This is a genomic window from Rhodobacter calidifons (assembly GCF_011174775.1).
Lineage (GTDB): Bacteria > Pseudomonadota > Alphaproteobacteria > Rhodobacterales > Rhodobacteraceae > Tabrizicola > Tabrizicola calidifons.
The window spans coordinates 184,426-197,911 of record NZ_JAANHS010000007.1 but is presented as its reverse complement, the minus strand read 5'-3'; the positions used below and the strand labels follow the sequence as shown (position 1 = coordinate 197,911).

Here is a 13,486-nt window from a genome sequence, read left to right as displayed (position 1 = left end):
TTCTCCGGCCCGCCGCCTAACGTCTTCGGGCAGCAAGGGGGCGGGCAGGATGGAGAAGGCGGTCGAAACCCTGACAGAGGCCGAGGCGCGGGCCGAACTGGCACGGTTGGCAAGGGCGATCGCGGCCGCCAACACCGCCTACCACACGCTGGACGCGCCCGAGATCTCGGACGCGGAGTACGATGCGCTGAAACGACGCAATGCCCTGATCGAGGCCCGGTTTCCGCATCTGAAACGGCCGGATTCGCCCTCGGACCAGGTGGGGGGCGCCGTGGCCGAGGGCTTCGGCAAGGTGCGGCACCGGGTCCGCATGCTGTCCCTGGAAAACGCCTTCTCCGCCGAGGATGTGGTGGAATTCGACGACCGCATCCGCCGCTTTCTGGGCCTCGAGGGCACGATCCGCTACACCGCCGAGCCGAAGATCGACGGCCTGTCGCTGTCCCTGCGCTATGAGAGGGGCGTCCTGGTCCAGGCCGCGACCCGCGGCGATGGCGAGACGGGCGAGAACGTCACGGAGAACGCCCGCACCATCGCCGACATTCCGCAGCAGCTGACCGGCGCGCCGGAGGTGCTGGAGGTCCGGGGCGAGGTCTACATGTCGCATGCCGATTTCGCCGCGCTGAATGCCCGCCAGGCGGCCAGCGGCGACAGGAGCTTTGCCAATCCCCGCAACGCCGCCGCGGGATCGCTGCGTCAGCTTGACGCCCGCATCACCGCCGCGCGGCCGCTGCGGTTCTTCGCCTATGGCTGGGGCGAACACTCCGCGCCGCTTGCCGACACCCAGTTCGAGGCGATCCAGCGTCTGAAGGCCCTGGGATTTCCGACCAATCCGCTGACCACGCTCTGCGCGGGACTTGACGAGATGCTGGCCCAGTATCGCCGGATCGAGGCAGAGCGCGCCACGCTGGGCTATGACATCGACGGCGTGGTCTACAAGGTGGATGACCTCGGCCTTCAGGCGCGGCTTGGCTTCCGCTCCTCCACCCCCCGCTGGGCGCTGGCGCACAAGTTCCCCGCCGAGCTGGCCTGGACCGAGCTTCTGGGCATCGACATCCAGGTCGGCCGCACCGGTGCCCTCTCGCCTGTCGCACGCCTGCGGCCCGTCACCGTGGGCGGGGTCGTGGTCAGCAATGCGACCCTGCACAACGAGGATTACATCGCCGGCCGCGACAGCCGGGGCCAGCCGATCCGGGACGGCAAGGACATCCGCATCGGCGACTGGGTGCAGGTCTATCGCGCCGGGGATGTCATCCCCAAGATCGCCGACGTGGATCTTTCCCGCCGCAAGGACGGCGCGCAACCCTTTGTCTTTCCGTCAGAATGTCCCGAGTGTGGCAGCCCCGCCCGCCGCGAGCAGGGCGATTCGGTCCGCCGCTGCACCGGCGGGCTGATCTGCCCGGCGCAGGCCATGGAACGGCTGAAGCATTTCGTCAGCCGCGGCGCCTTCGACATCGAGGGGCTTGGGGCAAAACAGATCGAGATGTTCTTCCGCGACGAGATCCTTCCGGTGAAGACCCCCGCCGACATCTTCACCCTTGCGTCAAGAGACGCGAGCAACCCCTTGCAGAAGCTGAAGAATCGGGAGGGCTTCGGAGAGGTCTCGGCCGCGAAGCTTTTCGCCGCGATCGAGGCGCGCCGGACGATCCCGCTGGACCGGATGATCTTTTCGCTGGGCATCCGCCATGTCGGAGAGGTCGCCGCCGGTCTGCTTGCGCGCCACTACAACAGCTGGGAGGCCTTCGAGGCCGCCGTCACCCGCGCGACACCGGGCTCGCCGGAGTGGGAGGAGCTCACCTCCATCAACGGGGTGGGCACGGTGATGGCGCAGAGCCTGGTCGACGCCTTTGCCAATCCGGCCGAGCGCGCCGCCATCGACGCGCTGGTCGCGCAGCTGACGATCCTGCCGGTCGCGGCGCGGGGTCAGGTCGATTCGCCCATCGCGGGGCTGACGGTGGTCTTCACCGGCACGCTGGAACGGATGACCCGCGCCGAGGCCAAGGCGCGGGCGGAAGCCCTGGGCGCCAAGGTGGCCGGCAGCGTCAGTGCCAGGACCGACCTTCTGGTCGCCGGGCCGGGGGCGGGATCGAAGGCCAAGGAGGCGGAACGCCTTGGCGTCCGGATCATCGACGAGGATGCCTGGCTGGAGCTGATCGGCGGATGAGCCGGGAGGAGCAGTCCCGGCCAGAGGCGCTGTTCCCGCTGTTCGCCGGGTTGGAGACGCTGCCGGGCGTCGGACCAAAGGCTGCGAAGGCGTTCGAGGGCCTGGGCGTGACGCGGCCGAAGGATCTGCTGTACCTGCTGCCGCATTCCGGCATCGACCGCGCGCTGCGCCGGTCGGTGCGCGAGGTCGTCCCCCCGGCAACGCTGACGGTCGAAGTCGAGATCGGCCGGCATGTCCCGCCCCGGCGCAAGGGCGGGCCTTACCGCATCCATGTGCGCGACGCGCGGGTGGAGTTCTGGCTGGTCTATTTCCACGCCCGCGCCGAGGCGCTGGCGCGGCTGCTTCCCACCGGGCAGCGGCGGCTGGTCTCGGGCAAGGTCGAGCTTTTCGACGGCATCGCCCAGATGGTGCACCCCGATCACGTCCTGCGGGTGGAGGAGGCGGGCGAGATCCCGGCCTACGAGCCGGTCTATCCTCTGGCCGCAGGGCTGACGCAGCGGCTGGTCGGCAAGGCGGTGCAGGCCGCGCTGACCCGGCTGCCGGCGGTGGCAGAGTGGATCGACCCGGGCCTTGTGCAGCGCGAGGGCTGGCCCGACTGGCCCGGCGCGCTGGCCCTGGCGCATGGTCCGACCGACGCGGCGGGCCTGGCCTTCACCCATCCGGCGCGCCAGCGCCTTGCCTATGACGAGCTTTTCGCGCATCAGCTGACGCTGTCCATCGCGCGCAGCACCCTGCGCAAGGGCAAGGGGGTGGTGACCGAAGGGGATGGGACCTTGCGTGACAAGGTGTTGAAAAGCCTGCCCTATGCGCCGACAGCTGCCCAGATCCGCGCCTTGCGCGAAATCGCCGCCGACATGGCCCGGCCTCTGCGGATGAACCGGCTGCTGCAAGGCGATGTCGGGGCGGGCAAGACCCTGGTCGCCTTTCAGGCCCTGCTGATCGCGGTCGAGGCCGGGGGGCAGGGCGTGATGATGGCGCCGACCGAGATCCTGGCGCGGCAGCATTTCGAAGGGCTTGCCCCGCTGGCGCGGGCCGCGGGGGTGCGGCTGGAACTGCTGACCGGCCGCGACCGGGGGCCCGAGCGGGCGATGAAGCTGGAGGATCTGGCCATGGGGCGGATCCCGATCCTCGTCGGCACCCATGCCGTGTTCCAGAAGGACGTGGCATTCAAGGACCTGCGGCTGGCGGTTGTGGACGAACAGCATCGTTTCGGTGTCGCGCAACGGATGGAACTGGGGTCGAAAGGCAGGGCGGTGGATGTGCTGGTGATGACCGCCACGCCCATTCCGCGCAGCCTGGCCCTGGCCATGCATGGCGACATGGATGTCTCGGTGCTGGACGAAAAGCCGGCGGGCCGCAAGCCGATCCGCACCGCGATGGTCTCGGCCGAGCGGCTGGACGAGGTGGTCGATCATCTGCGCCGCGCGGTGGCCGAGGGGCGGCAGGCCTATTGGGTCTGCCCGCTGGTCGAGGAATCCGAGGTGGTGGACTATGCCAGCGCCGAGGAACGATTCCGCCATCTGCGCGCAGCGCTTGGCGACCGGGTCGGTCTGGTCCACGGGCAGCTGCCTCCGGCCGAGAAGGACGCCGCAATGGCGCGGTTCGTCGCGGGCGAGACCTCGGTTCTGGTGGCGACGACGGTGATCGAGGTGGGCGTGAACGTGCCGAACGCCACGATCATGGTGATCGAACAGGCGGAAAGCTTCGGCCTGGCGCAGCTGCACCAGCTGCGCGGCCGCGTCGGGCGGGGCGAGGCGGATTCGACCTGCCTCCTGCTCTACCAGCCACCCCTGAACGAGACGGGCCGTCGGCGCCTGACCACGATTCGCGACACCGAGGACGGGTTCCGCATCGCCGAAGAGGATCTGGCGATGCGCGGGGCAGGCGATCTGATCGGGACGGCGCAATCCGGCCTGCCGCGCTTTCGCGTGGCCGACCTGGAGCGGCAGGCGGGTCTGATGGCCCTGGCGCAGAGCGATGCGCGCAAGCTTCTGCTGGACGACCCGGACCTTGCCAGCCCCAGAGGCAAGGCGGCGCGCATGCTTTTGTGGCTGATGGACCAGGACCGCGCGCTGCGGCTGATGAGTGTCGGATGACGCGGGTCTGGTTACGGTCTGTTCACGAATGTTCTTAAAAAGTTCTTTACAGGGCGTCGCGAATGTGAGAACAATCCGGCAACAAGTCATGGAGGCCGCGATGAAAGACGCCGTGAAGACCCTGCTCAGCCACTCCCCCAGGGGCGCGCTGGAAGATCTGGTCGGTGTCGCCTCGCTGTTCGTGATTCTCTTCGCCGTGCTGTCCGTGCCCGGCCTGCATTGAGGGTTCTGCCCCGCGCTCTGTCCCCCAGGGTGGCGGTCCGCCTCGCCTGGCCAACCGTCCATCCAGACGCGCACCTGCCGCCGCCATCCGCCCCCGGATGCGCGGCGGTTTTTTGTCTGCCGCCCTAGGCTGCGGCCTGCGCGGCCTCCATCGCCTCGCACACGGCCTCCAGCGCCAGGAGAATCGAGGCGTGGCGGTTCTTGTAGTCGCGGGCGGGGAGGAGGACTTCGTAGCCGTCGAAGGGGGCGGCCGGCACCGGACCGTCGGCCTTCAGCATCGCGCGAAGCGCGTCCCGGGCGGCCTGGAGTTCGGGCAGGCTGCGGCCGATTGCCACCTGCCCCAGCACCGCCGCAGCGGCCTGACCCAGGGCGCAGGCTTTCACGTCCTGGGCGAATTCGGCGATGCGGCCGTCCTTGACCACCACGTCGGCCGTGACCGTCGAGCCGCAAAGCGGCGAGCGGCGGCGGGCGGTCCCCTGCGGTGCGGGCAGGCGGCCGAGATGGGGGATGTCGGCGGCCAGCCCGAGGATGCGGGCGGAGTAGAGCTTGATGAGGTCGGCGTCGCTGCTCATGGAAATTCCTTCGGTGACCTCGTATGTAGACCCGAAGAAGCTGCCTGCCAAGGAGAAGCCCATGTCCTTCGACCCGGCCACACTAAAGTATGATGCGGCGGGGTTGATCCCCTGCGTGGCGCAGGATGCCGCGTCGGGCGAGGTGCTGATGGTGGCCTGGATGAATGAAGGCGCCGTCAGCCGGACGCTGGAGACCGGGAAGGTGACCTACTGGTCGCGGTCGCGGGGGGAGTTCTGGGTGAAGGGAGAGACCTCGGGCCACCACCAGCGGCTGGTGGAACTGCGGGTGGACTGTGATCGGGACTGCCTGCTGGTGCTGGTGGAACAGGAGGGGCCGGCCTGTCACACGAACCGTCGGTCGTGCTTCTATACGGCGGTCCGGGGTGGGGAGGAGGTCGAGATCCTGCAGCCCGCCGCGCGCGGCGCCCTTGGCGCGTGAAGCGAAATCAAGGGCTTGGCTGCGGGCGTTAAGGATTAGGTAACCCGACCATGCGGCGGATGTCGGCAGGGGTTGCACCTTCGGCCCGGTACTTCGAGAGGGCGCGGGCGTCGTCGCGTTTGGCCAGCCGCTTGCCCTGATCGTCGCGGATCAGGCGGTGGTGGTGGTAGACCGGGGTCGGCAGGCCGAAGAGATGTTGCAGGATCACCTGGACCGGGGTGAAGTCGAACAGGTCCTCGCCGCGGATGACATGGGTGATCCCCTGATCGGCATCGTCGAAGGCCGAGGCGAGGAAATAGGCCACGATGTCCTCGCCCTTGCGCGACAGGACCACATCGCCGATCTGGCGCAGGGCTGCGTCGGGGCCAACCCGATGCTGGCCTGCGTGGGCGGGGCCGGTCTCGGTGAAGCTCAGATCGGCGGCGGCAAGAACCTCCAGGGCGGCGGCAAGGTTCAGGCGCAGGGCGTCGCCGGGTTTGCGGCTGGCCATCGGGCGGCCCCGGCATGTGCCGGGGTAGACGTTGAACGCAATGCCTTCCTGCGGGGCGGCAAGGGCCGCGCGGATGTCGGAGCGGGTGCAGGAGCAGGGGTAGAGAAGTCCTTTGCCGTCAAGGGCTTCGAGGCGGGCGTTGTAGTAAGCTATCTGCGGCGCCTGGTGATGGATCGGGCCATCCCAGTCGAGGCCCAGCCAGGTCAGATCCTCCTGGATCAGGGCATCGTATTCGGGCTTGCAGCGGTCGAGATCGGTATCTTCCATCCGCAGCAGGAAGCGCCCGCCTGCGGCCCGCGCCATGTCATGCGCAAGGATAGCGGAATAGGCATGGCCAAGATGCAGGGGGCCGGTGGGAGACGGGGCGAAGCGGGTTACGAACATGCGACCCCGTCCCGGGCTTGACCCGGGACCTCTCGGGTTTCGGGAGGCCCCGGCTCGGGGGCCGGGGCGGGGTTTCCCCGGAAGGCGTTCAGCCCGACAGCCATGCGGTGAACGCCTGTTTGGCGCGGTCGGTATAGGCCTTGTAGCGGTCGTGGCGGCCTCGACGACCTCCGCGCGCGTCGATGGGGGGAAAGAGGCCGAAGTTCACGTTCATCGGCTGGAAGGTCCTTGCCTCGGCCCCGCCGGTGATGTGGGTGACAAGCGCGCCCATAGCCGTTTCCGGGGGCGGAGGGGGCAGTTCGCGCCCGAGGATCTCTTGCGCCGCCATGCGGCCCGCGAGAAGGCCCATCGCGGCGGATTCGACATAGCCTTCGACCCCGGTGATCTGGCCCGCAAAGCGTATATACGGGCGTGATTTCAGCCGCAGCTGCGCATCCAGCAGCGTGGGCGAATTGATGAAGGTGTTGCGGTGGATGCCGCCCAGACGCGCGAAACTGGCATTCTCCAGACCCGGAATCATTCTGAAAACAGCGGTTTGCGCGCCGTATTTCATCTTGGTCTGGAAGCCGACCATGTTGTGCAGCGTGCCCAGCTTGTTGTCGCGGCGCAACTGGACCACGGCATAGGGTTTCACGTCCGGCCGGTGCGCGTTGGTCAGGCCGACAGGTTTCATCGGCCCGTGGCGCAGCGTTTCGCGTCCGCGTTCGGCCATCACCTCGATGGGCAGGCAGCCGTCGAAATAGCCGGCCGTCTCGCCCTCGTGGAACTCGGTCTTTTCGGCGGCGAGGAGGGCGTCGATGAAGGCCTCGTACTGATCCCGGGTCATCGGGCAGTTGATGTAGGCGCGTCGCTCGTCCTCGGTGTCGCCCTTGTCGTAGCGGCTTTGCAGCCAGGCGACAGACATGTCGATGGTGTCTGTATATACGATGGGCGCGATGGCGTCGAAGAAGGCCAGCGCCTCGGCCCCGGTGGCGGCGCGGATGCTTTCGGCCAGCGCGGGGCTGGTGAGCGGGCCGGTGGCGATGATCCAGTGGCCGGATGAGGGAAGGGCTGTAACTTCTTCATAGCACGTGGAAATCAGAGGATGCGACTTCAGCCTTTCCGTGACGGCCTTGGCGAAGGGATCGCGGTCCACAGCCAGGGCGCCCCCGGCGGGAAGGCGGTGACGGTGTGCCATCTCCATCACCAGGCTGCCCGCCTGACGCATCTCCCAGTGGATCAGACCCACCGCATTGCGTTCGTGATCGTCCGAGCGGAAGGAGTTCGAACAGACCATCTCGGCGAAATCGCCGGTGCGGTGCGCGAAAGTGCCGACCCTGGGGCGCATCTCATGCAGCACCACGGGCACGCCCAGGTTCGCGGCGGCCCAGGCGGCCTCGGACCCCGCCATGCCGCCGCCGATGATGTGAAGGGGTTCGGTCATGGGGCCGATGTAGCGGGGCGGGCGGCGGCGAACAAGGCCCGGCGTTCGGCGTCGATGTCCACGCTGCGGCCAAGCGCGGCGGCCTTGGCGAAGAAGCCCGGGGCCGGGTGGCCAAGGGGCGAAAGCCGCTGGCGGAGGAGGGCGGCGCGGAAGGGCTGACCTGCGGCGGCGTCGGTTTCCATCAGGGTTTCCAGGCGAGCCGTCAGATCGGCCATGCGCAGGCCGAGTTCGCGCGCGAGATCGCCGTAGGTGATGGTCTCGCCCGCGGCCGCGAGGGCGGCGAGACGGAGTTCAAGCTTCGTCATCGCCCTGATCGGCCACGCGGGCCACCGAGACGACCTCCTCGTCCGGGCCGATGGCAAAGATCTTCACGCCACCCGCCGAACGCGAGCGGAAGCTGACCTGATCGACCGGCACGCGGATCGACTGGCCGGTGGAAGTGGCGAGCATGATCTGGTCGGAAAGCTCCACCGGGAAGGAGGCGACGATGCGCCCGCCGCGCGGGCCGGGGGAGATGGCCTTGACGCCCATGCCGCCGCGGCCCCGGACGGGGTAGTCGTGGCTGGACGACAGCTTGCCCGAGCCGCCCTTGGTGACGGTGAGGATCAGGTCCTCGGCCGCGGACATCTCGGCATAGCGTTCGGGGCTAAGCTGGCCTGCGGCAACGGTTTCTTCCTCGTCGTCAGCCTCGTCCTCGGTGATCCCGGCCATCAGGCGGCGCTGTTTCAGATAGGCGGCGCGTTCCTCGGGCGTGGCCTCGAAGTGGCGGATGATCGACATGGAGACCACCTGGTCGCCGGGGGCCAGCTTGATGCCGCGGACGCCGGTGGATTCGCGCGACCGGAACACGCGGATTTCGGTGGTGGAGAAGCGGATGGCGCGGCCGGCTTCCGTCACCAGCATCACGTCGTCGTTCTCGTCGGCGATGGCGGCGTTCACGAGGGAGACACCCTCGGGCAGTTTCATCGCGATCTTGCCGTTGCGCATGACGTTGGTGAAGTCGCTGAGGTCGTTCTGCCGCACGTCGCCGTCGGAGGTGGCGAAGACGATCTGGAGGTTGCCCCAGTCCTCCTCGGGCACGTCCACCGGCATCAGGGCGGCGACGGTGATGCCGTTCTGGATCGGCAGGATGTTGACCAGGGCCTTGCCCTTGGCGGTGCGGCCGGCAAGCGGCAGGCGCCAGGTCTTCAGTTTGTAGACCATGCCATCTGTTGTGAAGAACAGAAGCCAAGTATGCGTATTTGCGACGAAAAGCGTGGTGACCACGTCGTCGTCCTTGGTCTGCATCGACGACAGGCCCTTGCCGCCGCGGTTCTGGGCGCGGAATTCGGCAAGCGGTGTGCGCTTTATGTAGCCGCCCGAGGTGATGGTCACCACCATATCCTCGCGCTCGATCAGATCCTCGTCCTCCATGTCGCCGGACCAGTCGGCGATCTCGGTCCGGCGGGGGACGGCGAAGAGGGCCTTCACCTCGCGGAGTTCATCCGAGATGATGCCCATGATTCGGTCGCGCGAGGACAGGATGTCGAGGTAATCCTTGATCTTCGCCGCCAATTCTTCCAGTTCGTCGGTGACTTCCTTCACGCCCATCGCGGTCAGGCGTTGCAGGCGCAGGTCGAGGATCGCGCGGGCCTGGACTTCGGACAGGTTGTAAGTCCCGTCCTCGTTGATCGTGTGGCTGGGGTCGTCGATCAGGCGTATATACGCGGCGATGTCATGCGCGGGCCAGCGGCGGGTCATCAATCTGTCGCGCGCTTCGGCCGGGTCGGCGGAGGCGCGGATGGTCGCTACAACTTCGTCCACGTTCGAGACGGCAACGGCGAGGCCGCAGAGGATGTGGCTGCGCTCGCGGGCCTTGCGGAGTTCAAAGGCGGTACGGCGGGCGACAACTTCCTCGCGGAAGGTGATGAAATGGCTGAGGAAATCGCGGAGCGTCAATTGTTCGGGCCGGCCGCCGTTCAGCGCCAGCATGTTGCAGCCGAACGAAACCTGCATCGCCGAGAAGCGGAAGAGCTGGTTCAGCACCACATCGGGCGTCGCGTCGCGTTTCAGCTCGATCACCACGCGGACGCCGATCCGGTCGGATTCGTCGGCGATGTTGGCGATGCCCTCGACCCGCTTTTCGCGGACCAGTTCGGCGATCTTCTCGATCATCGTGGCCTTGTTGACCTGATAGGGGATCTCGTCGATGACGATGGCCCAGCGGTCCTTGCGCAACTCCTCGATATGGGTCTTGGCGCGGATGATGACAGAGCCGCGCCCCTCGAGATAGGCCTTGCGCGCGCCGGAGCGGCCGAGGATCACGCCCCCGGTGGGGAAGTCGGGGGCGGGGATGATCTCCATGAGTTGCTCCATGGAGATGTCGGGGTTCTCGATCAGCGCCAGCGTGCCGTCGATCACCTCGCCCAGGTTGTGCGGCGGGATGTTGGTGGCCATGCCGACCGCTATGCCGCCCGCGCCGTTGACCAGCATGTTGGGGAACCGGGCGGGCAGGACGGTGGGTTCCTTGTCCTTGCCGTCGTAGTTGTCCTGGAAATCGACGGTGTCCTTGTCGATGTCGGCCAAGAGGAAAGCGGCGGGCTTGTTCATCCGCACTTCGGTATAGCGCATGGCCGCCGCGTTATCGCCGTCCATCGAGCCGAAATTGCCCTGGCCGTCCAGCAGCGGCAGCGACATGGAGAAAGGCTGCGCCATCCGCACCAGCGCGTCATAGATCGCAGAGTCGCCGTGGGGGTGGTATTTCCCCATCGTGTCGCCCACCGGGCGGGCGGACTTGCGGTAGGGCTTGTCATGGGTATTGCCCGATTCCTGCATGGCGAACAGGATGCGGCGGTGCACCGGCTTCAGCCCGTCGCGCAGGTCGGGGATTGCCCGCGAAACGATCACGCTCATCGCGTAATCGAGATAGGCGGTCTTCATCTCGGCCGCGATATCGACCTGGGGGCCGTGCCAGCTGGGACGCTCCGGGCTTTCTTCTTTCTTTTCAGTATCTTCCGGGGTATCGGCCATGAGGGCGCGCGCCTTCCTTGCGGGATCAAGATGTAGCAGGCGCGACGATACACCATCCCAGCTATGGGGTGCAATGGCGGGTTGCAGTCGTGCTGGCAGCCATCAAGTATGAGTGACAACATTTTGTTTTCATTGATTTTTAATCGCGCCCTGTCATGATTCCGTCATGGACCGCGAGAAAGGAGGATCGGAATGGTCGGACGCGAGACGGAGCTGATGCTGAAGGGCTATGGGCTGACCACGGCCGAGCTGTATTACCGGATGCCGGATTATCGCAATGTTCTCAACAGCTTCATCTGGCAGGAGTATGATCTGGCGCCGGATTACCCGGAGCTTTTCAGGTTCATCGAGTTCTGGCAGGAGAAGATCGAAGGGCCGCTGCATTCGGTGCGTTTCACGCATCGCAAGCTGATCGCGCCGGGCGAATGGCGCAACGTGGTGGGCGAGTTCCGCGTTCACTAGCCCGACGTCCGGGTGATCCCCGGATTGCGAAGGCGGCTTGCGCAGACCCGCGGGTTTCCGTAGGGCCGCGGGTCATGAACAGCCTTGATGCCGCAGAATCTGCCCTGACCACCCTGGACGCGCTGGAGCGCGCGGGGCTGACCCATCCCGCCCAGCGCGCGGCGCTGGATCGCGTCACGGCGAGCTTTCGGGTAAGGGTGACGCCAGAGATGGCCGGGCTGGCTGCACAGGGGGTGCGGGCGCAGTTCGCGCCGGACATCCGCGAGCTGACGATCCTGCCGGAAGAGCTGGCCGACCCGATCGGCGATGCATCCCACGCGCCGGTACCGGGACTGACACACCGCTACGCCGACCGGGCGATCCTGCATGTCACCAAGGCCTGCGAGGTCTATTGCCGCTTCTGTTTTCGCCGCGAAACGGTGGGCGAGGCCGGCCAGCTGGCCGAGGCGGAATTCGCGGCGGTGCTGGACTATCTGGCGGCGACCCCGGCGGTGCGCGAGGTGATCTTCACCGGGGGCGATCCCCTGGTGCTGTCGGCACGGCGGCTGGGGGCGATGCTCGACCGGCTGGAGGCGCTGGGGACGCTGGAGGTGGTGCGGTTCCACACGCGGGTGCCGGTGGTGGCGCCCGACCGGGTGAGCGCGGGGCTGGTTGCGGCGCTGGACCGGGCGCTGCCGGTCTGGATGGTGATCCATGTCAATCACCCCGACGAGATCACGCCCGCCGCCGCCGAGGCGCTGCGGCGGCTGAACCGGGCGGGGGTGCCGCTGCTGTCGCAGACGGTGCTCTTGCGCGGGGTGAATGCCGATGCCGATACACTGGAGGCGCTGTTCCGCAAACTGATCCGGCACCGGGTGAAGCCCTATTATCTGCACCATCCCGATCTGGCGAAGGGGACGGGGCATTTCCGGGTGACGCTGGCAGAGGGGCAAAGGGTCATGGCGGCCCTGCGCGGGCGGCTGAGCGGGATCGCGCAGCCCCTCTATGTGCTGGACATTCCGGGCGGTCACGGCAAGGTGCCGGTGGGGCCGGCCTATCTGCGGCGCGAGGGCGACCACTGGGTGGTGACGGATCCGCAGGGGCGCGAGCACCTCTACCGCGACCTCTGACCGGGCGGCTCATCGCTTCCTGCGGGCGCTTGTCGCCGCGAAGACAGCCGGAACCGGCTGGATGAGCGTCACTTGGCCCGCGTCGGGCGGTCGAAGACCTTTTTCCCCATCAGGCTGCCCACCAGATCGACCATCAGCCGCGCGGTCATGCCGCGGTCGTCGAGGAAGGGGTTCAGCTCCACGAGGTCGAGGCTGGTGACGAGGCCGGATTCGTGCAGCAGTTCCATGACCAGATGCGCCTCGCGGAAGGAGGCGCCGCCGGGGACGGTGGTGCCGACGGCGGGGGCGATCGAGGGGTCGAGGAAATCGACGTCGAGGCTGACGTGCAGCATGCCGCCCTCGCGCCGGACGAGGTCGAGGAATTCGCGCAAGGGGGCGACGAGGCCGCGTTCGTCGATCACGCGCATGTCGTTGATGAAGATGTCGCGTTCCAGCATCGCGGCCTGTTCGGCCGGATCGACCGAGCGGATGCCGAACATGCAGATCCGGTGGGCGGGCACCGGGGCGGGGAAGGGCGGGAAGGCGTCGAACCCGTCGCGCCCGGCGATATAGGCCAGGGGCGTGCCGTGCAGGTTGCCGGAAGTTGTGGTCAGCGGCGTGTGGAAATCGGAATGGGCGTCGAGCCAGAGGAGGAACAGCGGCCGGTCCTGCCGCGCGGCAAAGGCGGCGGCCCCGGCGGCCGAGCCGAGCGCCAGCGAATGGTCGCCGCCCATGACGATGGGAAAGCCGCCTGCGGACAGCGCGTCATCGACGCGGTCCATCAGGATCTCGGCCCAGCCCACGGTTTCGGCCAGGGAATGGACGGCCGGATTGGGGCAGGTGACGGGTTTCAGCGGCGGAAGGGTCAGGTCTCCCCAGTCCTCGACCCCGTGGCCTTCGGCCGAGATCTCGCGGGCGATCCCGGCAACGCGATAGGCGGCGGGGCCCATCAGGCAGCCGGGGCGCCTTTGCCCGGAGTCGATGGGGGCGCCGATCAGGATGGTCTTGGGCATGGGAACCTCCGCTTCCGGCCTCGGGTGTAGCGGGCGGGCCGGGCGGCTGGCAACCGGCAATGCGGCGGGATCGGCGGGTTTGGGCGGGCAGACTGCCGCGAAGGCGCGGCGGAACGGCGCAGGGCTT

At 67.7% G+C, this 13,486-nt stretch carries 12 protein-coding genes; 6 read left to right on the top strand and 6 right to left on the bottom strand.

Annotated features, from left to right (window positions below; all coding sequences use genetic code 11):
- Positions 1-49: 49 nt before the first annotated feature.
- From ligA to G8O29_RS18710, 3 genes are all read left to right on the top strand, one after another.
- Complete coding sequence (gene ligA / locus G8O29_RS11430) at positions 50-2,161, top strand: NAD-dependent DNA ligase LigA (RefSeq protein WP_166403364.1); 2,112 nt, start codon at positions 50-52, stop codon at positions 2,159-2,161.
- Positions 2,158-4,257, top strand: a complete 2,100-nt coding sequence (gene recG, locus G8O29_RS11425) for an ATP-dependent DNA helicase RecG (RefSeq protein WP_166403363.1) — start codon at positions 2,158-2,160, stop codon at positions 4,255-4,257. The genes ligA and recG overlap by 4 nt, the downstream gene beginning before the upstream one ends.
- A 100-nt stretch (positions 4,258-4,357) precedes the next feature.
- Positions 4,358-4,480: a hypothetical protein gene (locus G8O29_RS18710; RefSeq protein ID WP_302848578.1), complete on the top strand. Its 123-nt coding sequence runs from the start codon at positions 4,358-4,360 to the stop codon at positions 4,478-4,480.
- A gap of 124 nt (positions 4,481-4,604) precedes the next feature.
- Here G8O29_RS18710 and G8O29_RS11420 read toward each other — a convergent pair whose 3' ends face one another.
- The gene (locus G8O29_RS11420; protein ID WP_166403362.1) at positions 4,605-5,051 is read right to left on the bottom strand and encodes an iron-sulfur cluster assembly scaffold protein; all 447 of its coding nucleotides are present in this window, start codon (positions 5,049-5,051) and stop codon (positions 4,605-4,607) included.
- Between the two features lie 61 nt (positions 5,052-5,112).
- Between G8O29_RS11420 and hisI the strand changes: the two genes are divergently transcribed.
- Entirely contained in the window at positions 5,113-5,490 is a 378-nt protein-coding gene (gene hisI / locus G8O29_RS11415; RefSeq protein WP_166403415.1) for a phosphoribosyl-AMP cyclohydrolase, read from the top strand.
- Positions 5,491-5,518: 28 nt separating this feature from the next.
- On the opposite strand, the gene gluQRS is transcribed toward hisI, so the two are convergent.
- The 4 genes from gluQRS to gyrA all read right to left on the bottom strand — a co-directional run bounded on the left by gluQRS (position 5,519) and on the right by gyrA (position 10,796).
- Entirely contained in the window at positions 5,519-6,364 is an 846-nt protein-coding gene (gluQRS, locus tag G8O29_RS11410) for a tRNA glutamyl-Q(34) synthetase GluQRS (RefSeq protein WP_166403361.1), read from the bottom strand.
- An 88-nt stretch (positions 6,365-6,452) separates the two neighbouring features.
- A complete protein-coding gene (gene trmFO / locus G8O29_RS11405) occupies positions 6,453-7,787 on the bottom strand; it encodes a methylenetetrahydrofolate--tRNA-(uracil(54)-C(5))-methyltransferase (FADH(2)-oxidizing) TrmFO (protein ID WP_166403360.1) in 1,335 nt (444 codons plus the stop codon).
- On the bottom strand, positions 7,784-8,092 hold the full coding sequence (locus G8O29_RS11400; protein ID WP_166403359.1) for a hypothetical protein: 309 nt from the start codon (positions 8,090-8,092) through the stop codon (positions 7,784-7,786). The genes trmFO and G8O29_RS11400 overlap by 4 nt, the downstream gene beginning before the upstream one ends.
- Positions 8,079-10,796, bottom strand: coding sequence for a DNA gyrase subunit A (gene gyrA, locus G8O29_RS11395; RefSeq protein WP_166403358.1), 2,718 nt, complete (start codon positions 10,794-10,796; stop codon positions 8,079-8,081). The genes G8O29_RS11400 and gyrA overlap by 14 nt, the downstream gene beginning before the upstream one ends.
- Before the next feature lie 192 nt (positions 10,797-10,988).
- Between gyrA and G8O29_RS11390 the strand changes: the two genes are divergently transcribed.
- Positions 10,989-11,258 (top strand): usg protein, encoded by a 270-nt coding sequence (locus tag G8O29_RS11390; RefSeq protein WP_166403357.1) that lies wholly within the window; start codon positions 10,989-10,991, stop codon positions 11,256-11,258.
- A 74-nt stretch (positions 11,259-11,332) separates the two neighbouring features.
- Positions 11,333-12,367 (top strand): lysine-2,3-aminomutase-like protein, encoded by a 1,035-nt coding sequence (locus G8O29_RS11385; protein WP_166403356.1) that lies wholly within the window; start codon positions 11,333-11,335, stop codon positions 12,365-12,367.
- Between the two features lie 68 nt (positions 12,368-12,435).
- Here the strand turns inward: G8O29_RS11385 and rocF are convergent, their stop codons facing one another.
- On the bottom strand, positions 12,436-13,359 hold the full coding sequence (rocF, locus tag G8O29_RS11380) for an arginase (protein ID WP_166403355.1): 924 nt from the start codon (positions 13,357-13,359) through the stop codon (positions 12,436-12,438).
- Between the last annotated feature and the right edge of the window lie 127 nt (positions 13,360-13,486).

Excerpts from the sequence above, each read along its gene's own strand:
- gyrA (WP_166403358.1), bottom strand. The coding sequence starts at position 10,796 with ATGGCCGATACCCCGGAAGATACTGAAAAGAAAGAAGAAAGCCCGGAG.
- G8O29_RS11400 (WP_166403359.1), bottom strand. The coding sequence starts at position 8,092 with ATGACGAAGCTTGAACTCCGTCTCGCCGCCCTCGCGGCCGCGGGCGAG.
- recG (WP_166403363.1), top strand. The coding sequence starts at position 2,158 with ATGAGCCGGGAGGAGCAGTCCCGGCCAGAGGCGCTGTTCCCGCTGTTC.
- trmFO (WP_166403360.1), bottom strand. The coding sequence starts at position 7,787 with ATGACCGAACCCCTTCACATCATCGGCGGCGGCATGGCGGGGTCCGAG.
- hisI (WP_166403415.1), top strand. The coding sequence starts at position 5,113 with ATGTCCTTCGACCCGGCCACACTAAAGTATGATGCGGCGGGGTTGATC.
- gluQRS (WP_166403361.1), bottom strand. The coding sequence starts at position 6,364 with ATGTTCGTAACCCGCTTCGCCCCGTCTCCCACCGGCCCCCTGCATCTT.
- G8O29_RS11385 (WP_166403356.1), top strand. The coding sequence starts at position 11,333 with ATGAACAGCCTTGATGCCGCAGAATCTGCCCTGACCACCCTGGACGCG.
- G8O29_RS11420 (WP_166403362.1), bottom strand. The coding sequence starts at position 5,051 with ATGAGCAGCGACGCCGACCTCATCAAGCTCTACTCCGCCCGCATCCTC.
- G8O29_RS18710 (WP_302848578.1), top strand. The coding sequence starts at position 4,358 with ATGAAAGACGCCGTGAAGACCCTGCTCAGCCACTCCCCCAGGGGCGCG.
- rocF (WP_166403355.1), bottom strand. The coding sequence starts at position 13,359 with ATGCCCAAGACCATCCTGATCGGCGCCCCCATCGACTCCGGGCAAAGG.
- G8O29_RS11390 (WP_166403357.1), top strand. The coding sequence starts at position 10,989 with ATGGTCGGACGCGAGACGGAGCTGATGCTGAAGGGCTATGGGCTGACC.
- ligA (WP_166403364.1), top strand. The coding sequence starts at position 50 with ATGGAGAAGGCGGTCGAAACCCTGACAGAGGCCGAGGCGCGGGCCGAA.